Genomic DNA, 20,099 nt, shown 5'->3' on the forward strand with positions numbered 1-20,099 from the left:
AGCAATCGATTCGAGCCGTAAAGGAGCCACAGTGGCCGCCACGGAACTGGAACCCGCGCACCCCTCTGAGGTTGTCACCAAGGTCGACACCGCCGAGGTTCCGTCCGCCGCGTGGGGCTGGAGCGGCGAGTCGCGCCGTACCGCTCGCGCCGCCGGCTGGGTCGTCGTCGTGATCCTGCTGGCCATGCTGTTCGAGAACCAGCAGGGCAGCTCCTCGGGCACCGGCAATGTCGGTTACATCTTCCTGGTGCTGTTCGCGGCCGGTTTGGCCTTCGTGCTGATCCGCGACTCCATCGTGTCGCGCCGCCCGCGCTAGTTCGATACGAAATCCCTTGCCCCACGGACATGTCCGTGGGGCATTCGGGTTTTGCCGGGCCCTTCCGGCAGCACCGCGAACGAATTCGGGCCGGATCGCCCCCAAGCGATCCGGCCCGAATTCTGTTGTCACGCAATGCCTGATTCTGTTGCTACGCAATGCCACCTGCATCGGCACTGCCGCTCGCCGCGGCGGGCGCGCCGCCCGCCGCGGCCCGGCCGGACCGTGGTGGTCCCGGTCCGGCAGTCGTTCAGCGGCTAGCTGGCCGGGGTGGAGTCCGGCGCGTTCAGCCGGTTGAACAGGCCGATGCCGACCGCGATGGCGGCGGGCCCGCCAACACCGATCAGACCGGCCGCGGCGCCCAGCGGGATGCCGATCGCGGCGCCGGCGACACAGCCCGCGATGCCGGTCGGAACCGACATGATCACGACACCGGCGATGGCGCCGCCCAGCGCGCCGATGGCGCAGCCGGCCACACCGCCGACGAGGGTGCCCAGCAGGGTGCCCATGGAGCTGGCGATGCCGAACTGGTTGACCGCGGCGCCGAACGCGGCGTCCTGGTCGGCCTGGCTGGCGACGTCCTTGACCACGGGGGCCGGGAGGGCGGGGGCGGCGAAGCTCGCGGCCGGGTCCATGTTCGGGGTGAAGGTGGCGGTGTTGCCGTCGATCTTGGCGGCGACCGGGTGGGCGACGTCACCGGTGATGATATTGAGCGGGAACTGGGTGACCAGGCCGCCGTTGTTGTCACGCACCTGGAACTGGCCGTCCTGGGTGGTCAGCGAGCCCGCGTCGGTCTTCAGCACCACCGAAGCGCCGTCGATCTTTGTGTCCCAGTGGATCCCGGGAGCAGCGGCGGCCGCGGGATCCGCATAGGCGGTCCCGGCGGAGATGCCGAGGGCCGCGATGGCCAGAGCCGAGGTCGCGGCAAACTTCGTGTAACGCATACTTCTCGTCGCTTTCTTGATCGGGCGCTTCCCTCCTGGGAGCGAGGTCCTCATCGAGCACCCGAAACAAGATAAGTCAGCAAATGTTGCCTACTTGTTGCCAAACCGTAGCGAAGACACTTCTTAAAGTACGTTTTGCGTAAAGATAGCGTTCGCTGAGCCTTTTGCGAGTGACCCAGGCAACCTTTCGGCGCATAAAGAGGCCCGCCTCACACCCCATTGGGAGCGTCGAGGCGGGCCTATCTTCGTGAGCCGATTACTGCTGGTTCGCCGGATCATTGATGTGCTGGACGAATCCGATGCCGATGATGATGGCCGCGGGCACCCCGGTCAGGATCAACCCGGCCGCCGCGCCCAGCGGAATGCCGATCCCCGCACCGGCCAGGCACCTAGTCAAGTGTCCAGCAGTCAGAATCTGAGCGGTAGCTAAGGGCGTATATCGATAGCCGATATCACTGACTCCCAAACATGGTGAGCCAGGTCACCTTTCAGTGGATCAGCGGCGGAAGCGCTCGCGCAGCTGCGGGTCGTTCTCCCACCACAGTCCGGTGGACACCTGCTCGTCGTCGGCCTCCGTGTCCCGGGTCGCGGTGCGCGACACCGCCTTCCGCCGCGTCCGCGCCGCCTCGGCGGCATCCAGCTCGGCATCGATCTCCCCGGCCCGGCGCTTCTCGTCGGCAGCGAAGGCCCGCATGACGACCAGCGAGTAGATCAGCCCGAGGAAATCGCCGAGCAGCCACAGGATGCCCGCGCCGATGGTCTGGTCCAGGCGCGCGTCCGGACCCCAGGTGCGGCCGAGCGAACCGTAGTAGCCGGCGGCGACCAGCGGCCCCAGCCACAGCACGATGCCGAGGATGCCGTCGGCCAGGGACTCCGCGATGGTGATGAGCAGCGACAGCCCCTGCGTGAAGTGCTTGGGCACCGGATCGATCTGCAGGCGCGAGTAGAAGTACAGGAACCCGATGGCCACCACGATGATTCGGGTGACCGCGTCGACGCCCCCGTGCCGCAGCACCGACTCGTACCAGGGCGAGAGGAACAACGCCCAGGGCAGCAGCAGGATCAGCATCGAGGCGGTGGCCGGGTGGGTGAGCAGCCGGGCGACACTGCCGGAGAGCATGGCGTCCAGGCGTTTCCGGCCCGCCGGGCCCAGTGCCGCGCGCAGCACGGTGAACGGCGCACCGGCCGCGAGCGCGAAGGGCACCAGGTAGAGCAGCAGGAGCACCTGCAGCGCGCGCACCCAGAACAGGGTGTCGGAGTAGACGCCGATCATGCCGACGCCGGTGTACAGCCACACTCCCAGTCCGGCCAGCCCGAAGTAGAGGGCCCGGCTCACCGGAAGCTGTTCGCCGCGCTGTCTTCCCTTGAGGAAGCAGGCCGCGTACGCGAGTCCCAGGAGCGCGATGACCAGCACGGTCGAGGTGTCCCACCGCCAGGAGCTCACCAAACTGCTCAACTGCAGCGGTGTTCGGGTCTGTAACACGGGACCCAGTATGCGCCGTGCCGCCGCGGGGGACGGCACGGCTCCCGGGAAGGCGTTGCGTGGCTAGCGGGAGACCAGGCGGCGGTAGGTCACGGTGTCGAATTCGCGCCCGTGCTCGTCGACCGCGACCACGTCCATCTCGCTGGAGAACACGCCGGGCCGCACATCCACGCGAATGAACGAGTAGCGGCTGAACCTCACCCGCGACCAGGCGACGGCCTCCTTGCCCTCCTTGCCGTCGGAGCCCCACAGGGTGCTCTCCGGCACGAAGGTGTCGGGCTGCTCGTTGCCGCGGTAGGTGTCGCCCGCGGCGAAGGTGCCGTGCGCCGCGCCGCCTCCGCCGACCACGTAGTAGACGGTGCCGTCGGTGTCGGGGTAGACGATCGAGTTGTCGGGTGCGGCCTTGGTCGGCTGCCCGCCGCGCATCGGGTCGGTGCGCTCAAAGTTGTGATTGTGGCCCTGCAGCACGAGATCGACCCGGTACTTGTCGAACAGGTCGGCCCAGGCCCCGCGCACGCCACCGTCGCTGGCGCCGCCGATGCCGGTGGCGTAGGCGCACTCGTGGAAGAAGCAGACGATGAAGTCGATGCTCGGGTTCGCGCGGTAGCCGGCCAGGGTGGATTCCACCCAACTGTGCTGTGCGCCACCGGAATAGCCGAGATTGGCGCGGACCTGCCAGCTCACCTCGTTGGCGTCCAGCGACAGCACCGCCACATTGCCGTAGGTGAAGGAGTACACCGACGGGCAGCCCGCGGGCCCGTTGTCCGGAAAGTCCATGCGCGCCATCAGGCCGCCGTAGCCGTGATTGCCGTAGACGGCTTCCATGTCGTGGTTGCCGGTGGCGAACATCCAGGGCACGTGGCCCGCGCTGCTCTCGATGGCCTGCAGGTAGGTGTCCCACACGAACGGGTTGTAGGCGTCGATGGCGTCGGTGTCGGCCTTGCCGTTGGGCACGAACCAGTCCAGGCCGCCGCCGTGGGAGGTGTCGGCGTAGCAGATGTCGCCCGCCAGAATGTGGAATTCCGGATTGCTGGCGACGATCTGGCGCTGGATGTTCTCGGCATTGCGGGAGCTGGGGGCGTCGCCCTCGCCGTACTTGTTGCGGTAGGCGCCCGCCGGCATACCCGCGGGCAGTGCCGGGGTGTCGTCGACGCCCTGGTCGCCCATCATGGTGAAGCGGAACGGCAGCAGCGCGGCGCGTGAGCTCGGCATGGCGGTGTTCGCGGCGAGCACGTCGCTGCTGTAGCCGTCGGCGGTGCGCCAGCGGTAGAAGTGCGGCAGGCGGCCGGGCAGTCCGTCGACGGGGGCGTGGACGTAGAACTGTTCGGCCGACAGCACTCCCCCGTCGGTGCGCGGGAGCTGGGTGACCAGGTTGCGGACCTCGGCCTCGAGGGTGCCGCCGAGCGCGGGGGTCGGGCCGTGGTCGAGGAAGACCTTGGTGGCGCCCGGGTTTCGCGACAGCTGGGCGGAGAAGCGCAGCTGGCTGGCCGCGTCGGTGCCGTACCCGACGCGTCGGCCGCCGACGGTCAGCGGGGCGTCGTCGGCGTAGGCGACGCCGCGGCCGCCGAAGGCGGAGCCGAGTCCGGCGGCCATGGCCGCGGCGGCGCTGCCCCGCAGGAAGGTGCGCCGGCTCACGCGATGCCGTTTCACATACGAACGGTGCCAGTCGTATTGCTCGTCCATCGTCATCTGCGCGGCGAGCTGTGCCGGAATGCCCGTGCGGGGCACCGTGCCGAGGGGATTCAGCATCGAGAAAACCTTGTCACCGTGAGTCCGTTTGCGCGGTCATCAAAACGCCGCAAGCTTACGGACTCGCGACATGGCGGTGAACACAGGACAATTCGCGCGGCGAGTCGTCGGAATCAGGCGGGCAGCGCGATGTGCGGGTCGGTCGAGCGGTACGGCTCGGCGCGCGGACCGGTGGCGAATCCGCGCAGCACGGTGGCGACGGCATGGTCGATGGCCGCCTCGCGATCGGCGGGCTCGGCGTCGGCCAGCGGGCCGTCGACGATCAGGCTCGCCAGTCCGTGTACGGCCGCCCATGCGGTGAACTCCGCGCCGGGACGCTGACGCGGATCCATGAATCCCGTCGCGACCAGGGCGTCGATTCCGGTCCCGATGAGCTGGAAGATGGGATCCTCGAGCACCTCTTTGTTCACGTCGACATCGCTGCCGCAGAACGCGGTCCGGAACAGGCCGCGCTCCCGCTCGGCGTATTCGATGTAGGCGCGCCCGGCGGTGGCCAGCCGGGCGATCGCGGTCGCGGTCGGATCAGCTTGCGCCGGAACGTTTTTCATCGCGCCGTCGAGGACCTCGAACAGGGCTTCCTCGGCCTGCTCGCGCACCGCGGCGAGCAGCTCCTCGTGACCGTTGAAGTGGCGGTAGGCGGCGGTGGCGGTGACGCCGACCGCCCGGGCGGCGGCGCGGACGGTGACCGCGGTGGGCCCGCCGATCTCGGCGAGCTGCGCGGAGGCGCTCACCAGGGCATTGCGCAGGTCCCCGTGGTGGTAGGGACCCTCGCGTGCAGGCTTCTTCGCCACATCGTCGGTGATGTCCACGACATTGATGTTGACACCTGTACAGATCACGAGGCAAGTTAACACCCATAAAGTTCACGCCCGTCAACATCAACTCGCACGCCTCCGAGAGGAATCACCGATGAGCGCATTACTGGGCCGGATCGGCGACTTCGCCTTCCGGCGCCGTGGCCTGGTCGTCTCGATCTGGGCCATCCTGCTGATTGCCGTCGTCGGCGGTGCCGCGCTCGCGGGCGGCCGTCTCGACGACCGCTTCACCGTGCCCGGGGCCGAGTCCCAGCGGGCGCTGGACACCCTGTCCGAGACCGCGCCCGGCGCGGCGGGAGCCAACGCGCAACTGGTCTTCACCGCACCCGAGGGACACCTCATCACCGAGGCGCCCTATCGCACGGCGATCCAGCACACCCTCGAGGTCGCCGGAACCGCGCCGGGAGCGATCGGTGTGACCACGCCCCGGCAGGCGGGAGCCGTCTCGCAGGACCAGCGCACCGCGATCGGTGTCGTGCACTTCGACGGCGACCGGTCCAAGGTGACCGGCGCCGCCCGGGACGCGGTCGAACGGTCGGGCGAGACCGCGCGCGAGGCCGGGCTGGACGTGTCGGTCGGCGGCTCCGCGTACGGGGCCGGGCACATGCAGCCGGGCATCACCGAGATCCTCGGGCTCGGGGTGGCGGTGCTGGTCCTGCTGATCACGTTCGGATCGCTGGTGGCGGCCGGAATGCCGATCCTGTCAGCGGTTTTCGGCATCGCGGTCACCGTGGGCGGGCTGTCCGCCCTGAGCGCGGCGGTGCCGGTGTCGTCGACCGCGCTGACGCTGGCGCTCATGCTGGGCCTGGCGGTCGGGATCGACTACGCGCTGTTCATCCTGTCCCGGCACCGGTCCCAGCTGGCCGCCGGGCTGACGCCCCGGGAATCGGCGCGGCGGGCCAATGAGACCGCGGGCAGCGCAGTCGTTTTCGCGGGTACGACGGTGATCATCGCGCTGGCCGCGCTGAGCGTGATCGGCATTCCGTTCCTCACCGTCATGGGGCTGGCCGCCTCCGGCGCGGTGCTGATCGCGGTGGCGGTGGCGCTCACACTGCTGCCCGCACTGGCCGGATTCGCCGGCGCCCGGCTGACGCCGCGGGCGGGCTCGCGCGCCCACCGGCGGGCCACCGCCACCGGAGCCGACAGCATGGGCGCGCGCTGGGCACGGCTGGTCACCGCGCGGCCGCTCGTCACCGTGGTGGCCGTGGCCGGGACGCTGATCCTGCTGGCCCTGCCCGCCGCCTCGCTGCGAATGGCCCTGCCCGACAATGGTTCCACCGCGGCGGCGACGGGTCAGCGGCAGGCCTACGACACCATTGCCGAGAAGTTCGGTCCCGGCTTCAACGGCCCGCTGGTGGTGGTCGTGGACGCGCCGAACGGCGACACCCGCGCTGCCGCGACGGTCGCCGACACGGTGCGCGGACTGCCCGACGTCACCTATGTCGCACCGCCGCAGCCGACCCAGCGGGCAGGCCAGTCGCTGATCATGGTAATTCCGGCCAGCGCGCCGGAGTCGCAGCAGACCACCGATCTGGTCCACGCCATCCGCGATCGGGCGCCCGGCGCGGTCCCCGGGGCCGAGGTGGCCGTCACCGGCGATACCGCGGTCACCATCGATGTGTCGCAACGGCTTTCCGCGTCCCTGGTGCCGTTCCTGGGCATCGTGGTCGGCCTGAGCCTGGTGCTGCTGGTCCTGGTGTTCCGGTCGATCGCGGTACCGGTGAAGGCGGCAGTCACCTTCCTGCTGTCGGTCGCGGCGGCGCTGGGCACCACGGTCGCGGTCTTCCAATGGGGTTGGGCCGCGGACCTGTTCGGTGTCTCGAAGGTCGGGCCGGTGGTGAGCTTCCTGCCGATCATCCTGGTGGGCGTGCTGTTCGGGCTGGCCATGGACTACGAGGTGTTCCTGGTGTCCGGGATTCGCGAACAGTGGCTGCACCGCCGTGACGCCGGGGCGTCGATCATCGAGGGCACACGCCACAACGCCCGGGTGGTGACGGCCGCGGCGACGATCATGGTGGCGGTCTTCGCCTCCTTCGTCCCCACCGACGACGCCATGATCAAGCCGATCGCCTTCGCCCTGGCGGTGGGTGTGCTGGTGGACGCGTTCGCGGTCCGGCTGACGCTGGTCCCCGCGGTGCTGGCCCTGCTCGGCCGCCGGGCGTGGTGGCTGCCGCGCCGCCTGGATCGGGTGCTGCCGACGCTGAATATCGAAGGGCCGCAGGAGGACAGCGAGCCGGAGCCGCAGCGCGAACTGGCCGCGGTCTGAGCCGGGCGACGCCCGAAACCGGTTGGACTCAATCGGTTTCGGGCGTCATCAGTCCCTGGTGGGTCGCCTCGTACTCGGTCTCGAAGGCCCGCTCGCGGCGACGTTCGCGCAGCTTCCACACGATCAGTGCGAGCACGACGACGGCGACGACACCAATGGCCAGGTCCCGGCCGACCGTCTTGGCCACCGCCTCGTAGGACTGCCCGGCGACGAAGCCGAGCACCACGAACGTGGTGCCCCAGACGATTCCGCCGGCGGCATTGAACAGCAGGAAGCGCCGGTAGGGCATGCGTGAGGTGCCCGCCAGCGCGGGCATCATGGCCCGGAAGAATGCGGTGAACCGGCCGAGGAACACCGCCCAGCCGCCGCGGCGGGCCAGATAGTCCTGGGCGCGGTCGAGGCGGCCGCGATGCCGGTCCAGCATCGAGGCCTGCAGCAGCCGTGGGCCCACGTGCTTGCCGACCTCGTAGCCGACGCTGTCGCCGAGGATGGCGGCGGCCACCACGAGCAGGATCATCAGCCACAGCAGCACATGTCCCTGGCTGGCGGCCACACCGCCGAGCACCGCCGCCGTCTCACCGGGGATCACGAAGCCGACGAAGATCGCGTCCTCGGCGAACACCAGCAGGGTGACGACCAGGTACACCCAGATCGGCGCGATATCCAATATCCGGTGCAGCAGCGAATTCATGTCCGCCACGGTACCCAGGCCGCTCGACCCGGGTGCTCGGGACGCTCAGCTCGCGGACGCCGCCACCCGAGCCTGTTCGGGCCGCCGCCGCAGCAGCGCCCACAGGCCCAGCGCGCAGCCCACCGCGAGCGCGATGGCCGCGCAGCCGGGTGCGTACGAGGTGAAATCGGATATGGTGCAAGGCTTTCCGGGGTCGATCAGCAGGCAGTGCCCACGCCGGACGTAGTCGCGCAGCGCGAGCACCGGTGAGGGCACGTAGATCAGGGCGATGCCGAGCACCCGGGTGGAGCCGTAGCGCGGGGTGACCGCGCCGAAGCAGTAACCCGCCAGCAGGGCGAGCAGCGCGTGCCCGAGCACGGTGAGGACGACGGGATGCCCGGCCACGACCGTCAGCACCGCGTAGACGGACAGGCCGATGATGCCGACCGCGGCGGCCCGCACGCCGGGCCAGCGGATACCCGCGACCAGCCCGCCGGCGACCAGCACCATGAGACCCCAGATCGACCATCCCGGAATGCTCGTCACGAGGACGGCGCTGCCCGTCCCGGCGAGCGCCACCGCGAGCAGCACCTGGACGCCGTCCCGTTTGGGCAGCATGAGCGCGGTGAGCAGGGCCCCGGCCGCCGTGGCCGCGGCCGTGATCGCGATCGCGAGCGGGCTGTCGCCGTGGCGGGCCAGTACCCCGGACCCGACCAGGTCGACGCCGATCATGAAGGCGCCCGCGATGATCGGGACGATGGGCAGCTGGATCGAATGTGCTTCCACCGGATGCGCGCCCGGCTCGCGCAGGAACCGGAGTCCGATGACGAGCAGGGCCAGCGCGATCAGCCACAGCGGGGGCGCGTCGAGCGCGGGCCAGTTCTGCGGGAAGTGCGGATCGGCCGGCTTGGACTGGGCTTCCGGGATGAGATCCTGGGCGACCACGCTGCCGAGTGCGCCCAGCAGCCACGCCGACGTCGCCCAGGTGTACCGGGATTCGACGCGGGAGCGGGACAGCACCCCGGCCCCCGAACCGCCGAGAATGAGCCCGCCGGCAATGGAATCCAGGAAGTTCAGGGTGGCCAGCGAAGTGCCGAGCACGGCGTGCCCTCCCAGCAGGTGATTGACGAGCAGCAGCGCCGCCCCGCCCAGCGCCACACCCCAGCGCAGGCTCTGCCCGCCCAGCGCGGTGGACAGCACCGCGGTCACGATCGCGACCAGCGCTCCCGCCGCAATCGCCTGCGGCAGACTGAAGACCAGTAGATCCAGGTGCAGCGCCGAGCTACGCGAGGTCCACGCGAAGTCGATGGGCACCATGAGCGACAGCCCGGCGACGAGCGCCGCCAGGAACGCGGTGCCCGCCTCGATGGCGTCGCGGCCGCCCCGGACCCTCATCGGGATCCGGTGGACGGAGATCCGTCCAGCCGCTGACCAGCACTCATGGCGCCAGATTAGCAATCATCACGCTATCGAGCCGGGAGGTCGGCGGCCGCGTCCCCCCACCCGCGATTCGCTCACTCCGGGCCGGTGAGCATGCCTGGCTCAGGCGGTTTCGATCACTGTCCACCTGGCTGCTGCGGCGCTCGGCAATCACGAATGCGTGAGGACCATCGCCAGCGCGGCGAGCCCCACCGCCGCCACACCCGCGGACACCAGGAGCAGCAGCGGCCCGGTGCCGCGATGCGCGCCGCGGTGCGCGCCGCGGTGCAGACTTCGGCTGCGCGCCATGGCGATTGCCGCCACCAGCATCATGACCACGGCCGCGCTCAGCGGCAGCAGACCGGTCGGCCGCCAGTCGATCCCGCCCTCGGCGGCCACCTTCGTGAACAGTGCGGCACTGGCGATGGCGGAGATGGCGGTGCGCCGCCAGGCCAGCGCGGTGCGCTCGGTCGCCAGTCCGGGATCGCGGGCGATCGCCGGCGTGCTCACAGGCTGAGCACGCCGATCACGGCGATCGCGGAGATCAGCGCGACACCGGCCGCGAGTACCGGGATCAGCGCATTGCCCGGCAGCCGTTCGCCCGCCCGCATGGCCCGTTCCACCTTGCGCCACTGCGCGTACGCCCCGACCGCGAGCACCACCGCCAGCACGATGGCCGACATGGCGATGGCCGCGCGCACGCCGTGGATGCGGAAGCCTTCGACCAGCGTGTGGACGGCGACGCCGCCCGCGAGCAGGCCCAGCGCGGTGCGGATCCAGGCCAGGAAGGTGCGTTCGTTCGCGAGGGTGAAGCGGTAGTCGAGTTCGGTCTGCTCTTCGGAAGCCACCCCTCCAAGTTATTGCGTAATAACTGCAATAGCAGCACAGTGTGAGCACTCGGACAGGCCGGTGACCGGCTATGGCCGGCGTCGTAGACCACCGTCTGGGCGATGGCTTCCAGGTGCGGCCAGACCGGTGAGTGCTTCACCTGCTCGACCACGTCCGGCGGCAGGCCGATGCCCTCGAGCTGCATCAGTTCCACGGCCGCGCCGGGTTCACCGCGGGCAATGAGGTCGGCGAGGCGTTCCGGCAGCCGCTGCGGGATATGGCCGGACAGGCCACCCAGCGCGAACGGCGGTTCGTAGAGGGCCAGGCGGGTGATGCGCGAGCCGGCGGCCGCGGCCCGCAGGGCGAGGATGCCGCCGGAAGAGAAGCCGAAAACCGCTGCGGCGCCGCCGATATCGGCGATGACCGCGTCGAGGTCCTCGATCTCCGTCGTGCGGGAGATAGGGAGTGACGACCATGCGATACCTCTTGCTGATCAGCGCCGATGAGAGCCGGGTCGACGACGTCGTCGACGAGGACGGCCTGCGCGCGTTCCGGACATGGCTGGACGATCTGCTCGCCCGCGGCGTGCTCACCGCCCACGAGGGCCTGCACCCCAGCCACACCGCCACCACGGTCCGGATGCGCGGTGACGAGGTGCTGCTCACCGACGGGCCGTTCATCGAGGCCAAGGATCAGATCGGTGGCTTCGCGCTCATCGAGGTGGCGGATCTGGACGCGGCCATCGAGGTGGCGGCCGGGCATCCCGCGAGTCGCTTCGGGCAGATCGAGATTCGCCCGGTCCGGACATCGTGACCGCGGTCGACGCCGCCCTCACCGCCGCCTTCCGGACCGAGTGGGCGCGGCTGGTGGCCACGCTCATCGGCGGGCTGGGCGACTGGAATCTGGCCGAGGAGTGTGCACAGGAGGCGTTCGCGCTGGCCTGGCGCACCTGGCCGCGGGACGGTGTGCCCGAGCGGCCCGGTGCATGGCTGCTCACCGCCGCCCGCCGCCGCGCGGTCGACCGGCTGCGCCGCGAACGCGTCGGAGCCGAGAAGCTGCGCGCGCTGGCGCTCATCGACACCCCCGATTCCGGAGAACCCGTGTCCGGCACCGGCATTCCCGACGACCGGCTGCGGCTGATCTTCACCTGCTGCCATCCGGCGCTGGCCTTCGAGGCGCAGGTCGCGCTGGCATTGCGCACGCTGACCGGGCTCACCACCGCCGAGATCGCCCGGGCCTTCGGCGTTCCCGAGCCGACCATGGCCAAACGGCTCGTGCGGGCCAAACAGAAGATCCGCGCTGCCGGGATTCCGTATCGGGTGCCGCCCGCGCACCTGCTGCCGGAACGCACGCGCGCCGTGCTGGGCGTGATCTATCTGCTGTTCAACGAGGGCTACCTGGCCGGGGCGGTACCCGATCTGCAACGCCCCGATCTGGCCGCGGAGGCGCAGCGGCTGGCCGCGCTGGTGGTCGAGCTCATGCCCGACGATCCGGAGGCGGGGGGCTGAATGCCCTTGTCCTGCTGCAGCAATCGCGTGCGGCCGCGCGGACCGGGGCCGGCGGGACGCTGGTTCCGCTCGAGGAGCAGGATCGCGGCCGCTGGGATCGGCAGCTGATCGCGGCCGGGCTGACCGAGCTGCGCCGCCGGCTCGGCGAGGTCGGAGGCTGATTCAGCCGGCCGGGTCGGCGGGCGCCTGTTCGATCGGGAAAAGGATGGGGCTCAACAGGTATTGGCCGCGCTCGGAGCCGGGCTGGTTGGCCAGGCGCGGCAGGATCACCGCGCGTAGCTCCGCGATCAGCTGCTCGAGCTCGTCACGGTCGAGCCAGAGTGCGTGCTGGCGGAAACCGACGAGATCGGCTGCCGGATCCGCGTTCTCGCCGTCGAGGTAGGCATTGAATTCGGCGACGAGCACGGCCATCGCGAGGGCGAAGACCGGACGGTAGCCGTCGGCGGGCAGTGCGGCGGCGGCCTCGGCGCTGATGGCCGCGTTCTCCTGACGCAGCCGGTAGCGGCGCTCGACCGCGCCGCGCACCCGCCGCTCCTCGGCGACCTCGAGAATGCCGGCGGCGGTGAGGGCGTCGACGTGGCGGTACACGGTCGCTTTCGAGGTATCGGGCAGACGGGCACAGAGGTCGCCGGTGGTCAGGGCGCGGTCGCCGCGCAGGGCGTGCACGATGCGCAGCCGCGCCGGATGTGCCAGCAGCTCGAAGGTTTCCACTTCCCAACCTTCTCATAGGATGCTACCTTTCTCAATCATAATAATGGTTGCACTGATTGAGAAAGGTTCAGGGGCATGACCATTGACATCGATCCCGAGACCGTGGCCGCCACCGTGGCCGACCTGCTACGGAACGAACGATTCGACGAACTGGCGGACCTGTTCGCACCGCGACTGGCGGCCGTGGTGTCCGCCGAGACCGTCCGGGCCGGGTGGACCGGTGAGATCGCCAAAATCGGCGCGGTCCGGTCGGTCGGCGCCGCGGTCACCCGGCCCACCGCCGACGGGCTGACGTCGGTGCAGATACCGGTCACCTGCGAGCGGGGTGCGCTCGCAGTACACCTGGCGGTGGACGAGGCGGGCCGGCTGCACGGGCTCCGGCTCGCCGCACCGGCCGAATCCGGCTGGACGCCACCGGATTACGCTGTGCCGCGCCGATTCCGCGAACGGGACGTCACCCTCGGCGCGGGCGCTACCGAGGTATCCGGCACGCTGACCGTGCCGGTCGGGAGCGGATCCCGGCCCGCCGTGGTGCTGGTGGCCTCCGGGCCCGCCGACCGGGACCTCACCACCGGACCCAACAAACCGTTCAAGGACCTGGCGTGGGGACTCGCCAGCCGCGGCGTCGCCGTGCTGCGTTTCGACAAACTGACCTACGCGCACAGCGAATTCGAGAGTGCGGCGGGGTTCACCATGGTCGAGGAGTACCTGCCGCATGCCCTGGCGGCGGTCGAGGTACTGCGCCGGGAGCCCCGGGTCGACTCGGCCCGGATCTTCGTGGCCGGGCACAGCGGCGGCGGCAAGGCCGCGCCGCGCATCGCGGCCGCCGACCCGGGCATTGCCGGGGTGGCGGTGCTGGCCGGGGATACCGTGCCGCTGCCGCGGTCGATCCTGCGCGCGCTGCGGCACATCGCGGCGGTCGAGCCCGAGCAGGACATCGGCGAGTTGCTGGAGAGCATGCGCGCCCGGGCGGCGCGGACCGAAAGTCCCACGCTGTCAACCGAAACCCCGGCCGCGGACCTGCTGTTCAACTGGCCCGCATCGTATTGGCTGGACCTGCGGGACTACGACCAGGTCGCCACCGCCGCCGCGCTGGACAGACCCATCCTGCTCATCCAGGGTGGCCGCGACTATCAGGTCACCGCCGACGAGGACCTGCCGCTGTGGGAGGCCGGGCTGGCCGGGCGACCCGATGTCACCATTCGGGTCCACCCCACGGTCGACCACATGCTCTGCTCCGGTACCGGACCATCCACACCCAGCGGCTACCTGCGACCGCAACATGTCGATCCGGCGGTGATCAGCGATATCGCCGACTGGCTCGGCGCGGAACCCGTCCGGCCGGGCCTGGGCGAGCGCGTGGCAAAGGGCTGGAAACGCTTGCGCGGCACCGCCTCTCGAGCCAGCATCAGCGGATGAAAATGAGACATGTTGCAGTGTTGACGGCGAGCGCGGCGGCCGCGCTCGGTGTCGCCTCCGGAAGCGCGGGCGCGGCGCCCATGCACACCCGCGACACCGCCATCGCGCTCGCCTATCTCGACGCGCTGATCAGCCACGACGCGTCGGCGGTGCCGTTCGCGCCGGACGCGACGCGGGTCGAAGCGGGCCTGCAGACCGGCTTTTCGGGGCCGCAGCTCACCTACGACCTCGAGCACGGGCCGCAGTATTCGCTCGTGCAGCGCTTCTACAACCTGCGCCTGACCGAGGCGGACGGTGTGGTGACGGCGCGGTATCTGCTGGATTCCGGCGTCGCGGGGCTGCGGCTGGTGACGGTGGACATCACCGAAACCTTCGCGATCAGTGACGGTCTCATCCACACCATCGACGCCACCATCGTGCCGGTCGGCTAGCTCACCCGGGGCGGCGCATGAGCAGCAGCGGCCGTCCCGTCGACACCACCCAGTACTCGAAGGCGTTGAGGCCGGCCAGGATCGCCGTCGCCGCGGCCAGCGTCGCGATCTGCGGCAGCAGCGGCGCGGCGGCGGTCAGGACCGCCAGCGCCAGCGCGGTGACGAACCGGCCGAGGGTGGCGGCGCCGAACATGCGCCAGCGGGTGAACAGGAAGGTGGTCACGTACAGGGTGGCGCCCAGCGGCAGCAGATATCCGGTCACGCTGTGCGCCACCGCGGTCGGATGCTCGACCATGGTGCGCGCGCCCACCGCCACCAGCACCAGGCCGATCACCAGCAGCAGGTGCCCGTAGCTGAGCACATCCCGCACGACCGTGCCGCGCACCTGGTTGGTGCGCAGCGAATGCTCGACCGCGGCGAAGCCGTAGGCGAAGTACAGCCACCACAGGCCGCAGCCGAGCACGAAGATCAGCACCACCGCGATCCAGGCCACCACGCCCAGGTGTGCTTCCGCCGCTTGGGAACCCACCGAGGCGACGGTCTCGCCGAGCGCGATGATGACGAAGGTGGCGAAGCGTTCGGGCAGATGGGTCGCACCGAACTGGACCTTCTCCAGGCGGCGCGCCAGCAGCGCCGGACCGCCGAAGGCCAGCGCCACCGCGATGATCCAGAGCCCGTTGCGCATTCCGCCCGCGGGCGCGAATCCGGCCGCCACCAGGAGCACCGCCGCCGCCAGGGTCACCGTGAACGGATTGAGCCAGTTCCCGAAGGTCCCCGCCGACGAGAACGCCCGCTTGTGCTGCATCTCGCCCCACAGCAGCAGCCGCAGTGCCAGGTGCGCGCCGCCCAGCAGCAGCGGTTGCGCGTGCCCGGTGAACGCGTGTGGCGCGGTGATCGCGATGACGAACATGCACAATCCGCAGGCGAACAGGAATATCCGCTGCTGGTTCGAGTCCTCCACTCCGTGCACGGCCAGCGTGGTCCCCACCCACGACCACCACATGATTCCCAGCAGCAGCACCGTCTGCCCGACCGCGCCCCAGCTCTGCCCCGCCACCGCCACGTGCGCCGCCTGCGTCACCGCGAACACCAGCACCAGATCGAAGAACAACTCGGCCCAACTGGCCCGCTCGTGCGCCTCGTGTAGAGGTTCAGTCACAACCGTAAATCCCTGCCTAGCTCCACATCCGGCGGGTTCACTCTAGATCGTCTGGGCGGCATCGGCTTCCGTCAGGGCGCGGAGGAAGGCGGGTGGGACCTCGGGCCAGTCGGGGCGCCAGCGGCCGGCGGCCTGGTCGGCGGCGAGGGCGGCGAGGGTGGCGACGACGTGGGGGCCGCCGTCGAGGATGTAGCGGACCGAGCCGTGTTCGGCGCACTGGGCGGTGACGGTGGCGAGCAGGGTCTTCGCGGCGTCGGTGCGGCCGGTGGCGGCCAGGCAGGCGACCAGCAGGCGGCGGGCCTTCAGGAGTTCGCGGGGGCGGCGGACGGCCCCGAGCTCGTCGACCCATTCCTGGGCCCAGGTGCGGGCCAGTTCCCGGGATTCGGTGGCGGATTCGGCCAGCAGCAGGCGGATGGCGGTGAATTCCTCGTACAGGACCGTGAATTCGTCGATGGGGTCGATCGGGGTGCGGCGGTGGGCGTGGTCGACCACCGCGAGCGGGCCGAAGTCGGGGTGCGGCGGCAGGCCCAGGCGCAGCCGCTCGTTCTCGACCTCGGCGCGCAGACGGGGCAGCGACATCGAATCGGCCACGCGCGCAGCCTCGTTCAGGCGGCGGATGGCTGCGGCGCGGTCGCCGCGCAGCGCCTTCACCCGGGCGCCGACCACATAGCGGGCCAGTTTGAAGTCGACGACACCGGCGTCGGCGCCGAGTTTGTAGCCCTCGTCGAGCAGGCGCTCCGCCTCGGCGACCTCGCCACGCTCGTAGAGCAGTTCACCGAGCAGCGATCCGGCCAGGCGGGCCCCGTAGGAGTGGCTGCCGCCGGATTGCTTGGCGATCTTCAGGGCGCTGCGGAAGTACTCCTCGGCACGTGGGATGTCGAGTTGCAGGCTGGCGGCCAGGCCCAGAAAGCACAGGCCGTGAACATTGTTGTAGGAGCCCTTGTTCCGGCGCATGTACGGGGCCGACCACTCCTGGATGCGGATCGCCTCCTCGAAGTCGTAGCGGTAACCCGCGGCGAAACTCGCGCAGTTGGCGCCGATGGCCACCACATACGGTGAGAGCTCGTCGGCCATCGCGAAACACGGTGCGAGCCAATCCTCCACGCCGGTCAGCACATCCGCGCGGACCGTCACCACCGCGTGCACCACACCCGCTTCGGCGCGCAGCCGGGCCGTGGTCCGCGGGTCGAGACCGCCACGCTCGAGCGTCTGTTCCGCCAGGGACAGCGCGCGTTCGGCCGGACCGGCCCGGTGCAGAAGGATGTTCGCCCACGCCAGATCCAGTTGCAGCCGCGGATGGGATTCGATGACGGCCGGCGGCAGCTTGTTCACCAGGCCGATGAGGCTGGCCATCTGGCCGTATTCGAGCAGCGACATGCCATCGCGCTCCACGATTTCGACAGCGCGCTGCTCGTCACCGGCCAGCAGGGCGTGGTCCACCGCCTCGCTCACGTGCCGGTGCCCGGCGAACCACTCCGAGGCCGCGCGATGCAGGCGGTCGATCTCCGCGCGCCGATCGTGTTCGAGCCGCTGCCGCAGGAAGTCCTGGAACAGCTGGTGATAGCGGAACCACGGGCCGCCGTCGACCCGGCGCAGGAACAGGTCCTGCTGCTCGATCCGTTCCAGCAGGGCCTGCCCGTCGGGCACACCGGTGAGCGCGGCGGCCAGCTCGCCGCAGGTGCGTTCGGTGACCGAGGTCGCCACCATGAAGTCGAGCACGCCGGGTTCGAGGGCCTCCAGCACGTTCTCGGCGAGGAATTCGCCGATGGCGTGGTGACGTCCGGTGAGCTGCCCGATCAGCTGCCCGGGATCGTCACTGCCGCGCAGTGACAGCGCCGCCAGTTGCAGTGCCGCGACCCAGCCGCCGGTGGATTCGGTGAGGTCCGCCACGTCGTCGCGGTCCAGTTCCAGCCCGCCCAGCTCGACCAGCAGGGCATAGGCCTCGCCGGCGGTGAATCGCAGTGCGGCGGTGTCGATTTCCACCAGTTCGTCGCGGGCGCGCATGGCGCTCATGGGCAGGCCGGTCTGGTGGCGACTGGTCACCAGCATGCGCAGCACCGGACTGCAGCTCTCGATCAGGAAGCGCAGCGCGGCCTGGGTTTTCGGGTCGCTCACGCGATGCCAGTCGTCGATGACCACGGTCAGCGGCTCGCCGCGCTGGTCGATGTCGTTGATGAGCGAGGTCAGTACGAAGCGCCCGGCCTCGTCGCCGTGTTCCTCGAGCAGTTCGCCCAGTTCGCGCGCCAGGGCGGGCCGGACCGCGCGCACCGCTTCGATCAGGTGGGAGAGGAACCACACCACATTGTCGTCGTCGCTGTCGACGGTCAGCCAGGCCACCGATCCCCCGGCGGCGGTGACCGCCGCACACCATTGCGCGGCGAGGGTGGTCTTGCCGAAACCGGTGGGGCCGTGGACGACCGCGAGCCGGCGGTCGCGGCCCGAGCGCAGCGCGCCGAGCAGGCGCGGGCGGTCCACCAGGACCCGGGTGAGGGTGGGCGGGCGCAGCCGGGTGGCCGGGACCGGCGGCGTGGCGGTGGTGATGCGGGAGCGCCGGCGCCCGGCCTGGGGCGGGGTGGTGCGGCCGACGGTCCGGGCCCGGTCCGTCGGCGGTGGCGGTTCCGCGGCGGGCGCCGGAATTGGTATGTCGTCGGGTGGCAGCCCGTGTCGTTGCTGGATATCCCGCAGCGCCGCACCGAATTCGGCGGCGGACCCGGGACGTTGGGAGCGCTCGCGCGACATGGCCGCCTCGATCGTCCCGGTGAGGTCGGCGGGCAGGCCCTCCCCGGTCAGGTCCGGCATCGGATGCCTGGTGATCCGCACGAACTGTGCGACCAGCTGTTCCCCGCTGCGCCGTTCGAACACCGCGTGCCCGGTGGCCGCGCAGAACAGGGTCGCCGCCAGGCTGTAGACGTCGGCGGTGACATCCGGCGCCTGCCCCTGCAGCACCTCCGGCGCGGTGTAGGCGGGCGACCCGGTGATCATGCCCGCCGCGGTCTCGAATCCGCCTGTCAGCCGCGCGATTCCGAAATCGGCCAGCTGCGGCTCTCCGTACTCGGTGAGCAGGATGTTCCCGGGCTTCACATCCCGGTGCAGCAGTCCCCGCCGATGCGCCGTCTCCAATGCCCCCGAGAGCCGGACCCCGAGATGCAGCACCTCCGGCCATTCGACCGGACCGCCCTGCTGTATCCGGGTATCGAGTGACCCGTGCGCGTGGAACGGCATCACGATGTACGGCCGCCCGGTGTCGGTGGACCCGACCTCGAACACGGTCACGATGTTCGGATGCCCTGATAGCTTCCCCATGGCGAGCTGCTCGCGCACAAACCGTTCCAGGCTGTCGGATTCCAAATCCGCGGTCAGTACCTTGATGGCGACGGTTCGCCCCAGCACGTGCTGAAAACAGCGGTACACCACGCCGAATCCCCCTCGCCCCACCTCGATCGGCTCCCCGAACCCGGCAGCCGCCAGTTCCGCCGCGAACCCGAGAGTCTCTTCGCGGCGCGTGGAAAACGGATCGACATGCGGCACAGCGACCCCGATACGAAAACGAGCCAGTCACCCCGAGCATAAGCCGATCACCGCCACCGCGCGCCGATCTCCGGCCGCGTGAATCTGCGCCGCGCATCGGTCAGCCAGTCGGGCCGTTCCCGCCGCAGCCGCAGCACCTCCCCGACGGTCCAGCCGCAACCCAGTTCCGGCAGGTCCCCGACCGCGATGTTCAACCGCGCGGCCGCGGCCGCGCGCTTCAAGGGCGTTGCCGCCGAGGCACTTCGATTCCGCTTCGTTGTCATGGTCGTCAATGGTGAGGACGGTCCATGCGGCAGCGCGGCGGTTCGGCGACTTCGCACCCCCTCGGTGGTTCAGTGCAACCGGAAGAAGTCCGCGGACTCGAGGTCGAGGGGATAGACGAGCTCGATGCGGAGTTCCTCGAGCGTGATGTCGACCGCGGCGTCGAAGCGGGCGGCCAGCAGCCCGGTGCGGATCAGGCGGTCACCGAACCGGCTTGTTGCGGAATCAGTGCGAGCGGATCGCCGACCGTGGAGGCGGCGCAGACGTACGTCCTCGGGGTGCAGCTGGACATCGCAGGTCGACTTCAGTTCTCCGCCCCAATTCCGCACCGCGCCAACCTATCCGGAGTAGGAGTACCGACGCCGTGACACATGATTCGGCGACGGCGATTCGCTATGGAGGATCATGCCATCACGAATCTCCACAGTGCGCGCCACGTCCTCGGGCATATCCAAGTACATGGACATATCGACGATGGGGACCGTCCCACGCAGCCACGACCAGTCGACGGCCTCAGTCATGCTGTCAGCCTAGTGGGATCGTGCCGAAGGCCCCCGGCCATCGGACCTTCGCGCTGCGTCGGGTCAGCCCG

The 20,099-nt window shown here is 70.2% G+C and carries 21 protein-coding genes and 1 pseudogene; 7 read left to right on the top strand and 15 right to left on the bottom strand.

The genetic code is table 11. The annotated features are described in order from the left end of the window. The first annotated feature begins 31 nt into the window (after positions 1-31). The gene (locus tag ACFXHE_RS24585; protein ID WP_379386585.1) at positions 32-316 is read left to right on the top strand and encodes a DUF2631 domain-containing protein; all 285 of its coding nucleotides are present in this window, start codon (positions 32-34) and stop codon (positions 314-316) included. Positions 317-573: 257 nt separating this feature from the next. Here the strand turns inward: ACFXHE_RS24585 and ACFXHE_RS24590 are convergent, their stop codons facing one another. The 5 genes from ACFXHE_RS24590 to ACFXHE_RS24610 form a co-directional block, all read right to left on the bottom strand. Further along, positions 574-1,260 carry a hypothetical protein gene (locus ACFXHE_RS24590; protein WP_379386586.1) on the bottom strand — a complete coding sequence of 229 codons (687 nt, stop codon included), beginning with the start codon at positions 1,258-1,260 and terminating at the stop codon, positions 574-576. 256 nt (positions 1,261-1,516) lie between these two features. After that, positions 1,517-1,657 carry a hypothetical protein gene (locus ACFXHE_RS24595; RefSeq protein WP_379386588.1) on the bottom strand — a complete coding sequence of 47 codons (141 nt, stop codon included), beginning with the start codon at positions 1,655-1,657 and terminating at the stop codon, positions 1,517-1,519. 99 nt (positions 1,658-1,756) lie between these two features. Next, positions 1,757-2,716, bottom strand: a complete 960-nt coding sequence (locus ACFXHE_RS24600) for a cytochrome c oxidase assembly protein (RefSeq protein WP_379386590.1) — start codon at positions 2,714-2,716, stop codon at positions 1,757-1,759. Between the two features lie 90 nt (positions 2,717-2,806). After that, positions 2,807-4,492 (bottom strand): metallophosphoesterase, encoded by a 1,686-nt coding sequence (locus tag ACFXHE_RS24605; RefSeq protein ID WP_379386592.1) that lies wholly within the window; start codon positions 4,490-4,492, stop codon positions 2,807-2,809. Positions 4,493-4,605: 113 nt separating this feature from the next. Beyond that, the gene (locus ACFXHE_RS24610; RefSeq protein ID WP_379386593.1) at positions 4,606-5,331 is read right to left on the bottom strand and encodes a TetR/AcrR family transcriptional regulator; all 726 of its coding nucleotides are present in this window, start codon (positions 5,329-5,331) and stop codon (positions 4,606-4,608) included. 70 nt (positions 5,332-5,401) lie between these two features. Between ACFXHE_RS24610 and ACFXHE_RS24615 the strand changes: the two genes are divergently transcribed. Beyond that, positions 5,402-7,573: an MMPL family transporter gene (locus ACFXHE_RS24615; RefSeq protein WP_379386595.1), complete on the top strand. Its 2,172-nt coding sequence runs from the start codon at positions 5,402-5,404 to the stop codon at positions 7,571-7,573. A 28-nt stretch (positions 7,574-7,601) separates the two neighbouring features. On the opposite strand, the gene ACFXHE_RS24620 is transcribed toward ACFXHE_RS24615, so the two are convergent. The 4 genes from ACFXHE_RS24620 to ACFXHE_RS24635 all read right to left on the bottom strand — a co-directional run bounded on the left by ACFXHE_RS24620 (position 7,602) and on the right by ACFXHE_RS24635 (position 10,510). Beyond that, positions 7,602-8,264, bottom strand: a complete 663-nt coding sequence (locus tag ACFXHE_RS24620; RefSeq protein WP_379386597.1) for a DedA family protein — start codon at positions 8,262-8,264, stop codon at positions 7,602-7,604. 45 nt (positions 8,265-8,309) lie between these two features. Beyond that, positions 8,310-9,638, bottom strand: a complete 1,329-nt coding sequence (locus ACFXHE_RS24625) for a hypothetical protein (RefSeq protein WP_379386599.1) — start codon at positions 9,636-9,638, stop codon at positions 8,310-8,312. Between the two features lie 195 nt (positions 9,639-9,833). After that, entirely contained in the window at positions 9,834-10,172 is a 339-nt protein-coding gene (locus tag ACFXHE_RS24630) for a DUF202 domain-containing protein (RefSeq protein WP_379386600.1), read from the bottom strand. Beyond that, on the bottom strand, positions 10,169-10,510 hold the full coding sequence (locus ACFXHE_RS24635; RefSeq protein ID WP_379386602.1) for a YidH family protein: 342 nt from the start codon (positions 10,508-10,510) through the stop codon (positions 10,169-10,171). The genes ACFXHE_RS24630 and ACFXHE_RS24635 overlap by 4 nt, the downstream gene beginning before the upstream one ends. 131 nt (positions 10,511-10,641) lie before the next feature. Here ACFXHE_RS24635 and ACFXHE_RS24640 point away from each other — a divergent pair, with 131 nt between their 5' ends. The 3 genes and pseudogenes from ACFXHE_RS24640 (at position 10,642) to ACFXHE_RS24650 (ending at position 12,159) form a co-directional block, all read left to right on the top strand. Beyond that, positions 10,642-10,959 (top strand): hypothetical protein, encoded by a 318-nt coding sequence (locus tag ACFXHE_RS24640; RefSeq protein ID WP_379386604.1) that lies wholly within the window; start codon positions 10,642-10,644, stop codon positions 10,957-10,959. Between the two features lie 5 nt (positions 10,960-10,964). Then, on the top strand, positions 10,965-11,303 hold the full coding sequence (locus tag ACFXHE_RS24645; protein ID WP_379386606.1) for a YciI family protein: 339 nt from the start codon (positions 10,965-10,967) through the stop codon (positions 11,301-11,303). 53 nt (positions 11,304-11,356) lie between these two features. After that, a pseudogene (locus ACFXHE_RS24650) lies at positions 11,357-12,159 on the top strand (RNA polymerase sigma factor). Between the two features lies 1 nt (position 12,160). Here the strand turns inward: ACFXHE_RS24650 and ACFXHE_RS24655 are convergent. Beyond that, positions 12,161-12,709: a helix-turn-helix domain-containing protein gene (locus ACFXHE_RS24655; protein ID WP_379386608.1), complete on the bottom strand. Its 549-nt coding sequence runs from the start codon at positions 12,707-12,709 to the stop codon at positions 12,161-12,163. 75 nt (positions 12,710-12,784) lie between these two features. Here ACFXHE_RS24655 and ACFXHE_RS24660 point away from each other — a divergent pair, with 75 nt between their 5' ends. Both ACFXHE_RS24660 and ACFXHE_RS24665 read left to right on the top strand, forming a co-directional pair. Continuing rightward, positions 12,785-14,128, top strand: a complete 1,344-nt coding sequence (locus ACFXHE_RS24660; protein WP_379386609.1) for a hypothetical protein — start codon at positions 12,785-12,787, stop codon at positions 14,126-14,128. A gap of 2 nt (positions 14,129-14,130) precedes the next feature. Next, positions 14,131-14,559, top strand: coding sequence for a hypothetical protein (locus ACFXHE_RS24665; protein WP_379386611.1), 429 nt, complete (start codon positions 14,131-14,133; stop codon positions 14,557-14,559). 1 nt (position 14,560) lies between these two features. Here ACFXHE_RS24665 and ACFXHE_RS24670 read toward each other — a convergent pair whose 3' ends face one another. The 5 genes from ACFXHE_RS24670 to ACFXHE_RS24690 all read right to left on the bottom strand — a co-directional run bounded on the left by ACFXHE_RS24670 (position 14,561) and on the right by ACFXHE_RS24690 (position 20,028). After that, a complete protein-coding gene (locus ACFXHE_RS24670; RefSeq protein ID WP_379386613.1) occupies positions 14,561-15,718 on the bottom strand; it encodes a low temperature requirement protein A in 1,158 nt (385 codons plus the stop codon). A gap of 42 nt (positions 15,719-15,760) precedes the next feature. Beyond that, positions 15,761-19,246, bottom strand: a complete 3,486-nt coding sequence (locus tag ACFXHE_RS24675) for a protein kinase (RefSeq protein WP_379386615.1) — start codon at positions 19,244-19,246, stop codon at positions 15,761-15,763. A gap of 47 nt (positions 19,247-19,293) precedes the next feature. Continuing rightward, positions 19,294-19,509, bottom strand: coding sequence for a hypothetical protein (locus ACFXHE_RS24680; RefSeq protein WP_379386617.1), 216 nt, complete (start codon positions 19,507-19,509; stop codon positions 19,294-19,296). Between the two features lie 69 nt (positions 19,510-19,578). Beyond that, complete coding sequence (locus ACFXHE_RS24685; protein WP_379386619.1) at positions 19,579-19,836, bottom strand: hypothetical protein; 258 nt, start codon at positions 19,834-19,836, stop codon at positions 19,579-19,581. 9 nt (positions 19,837-19,845) lie between these two features. Next, complete coding sequence (locus ACFXHE_RS24690) at positions 19,846-20,028, bottom strand: hypothetical protein (protein WP_379386621.1); 183 nt, start codon at positions 20,026-20,028, stop codon at positions 19,846-19,848. Positions 20,029-20,099: the final 71 nt, after the last annotated feature.

It is taken from the genome of Nocardia sp. NPDC059229, assembly GCF_042754165.1.
GTDB lineage: Bacteria > Actinomycetota > Actinomycetes > Mycobacteriales > Mycobacteriaceae > Nocardia.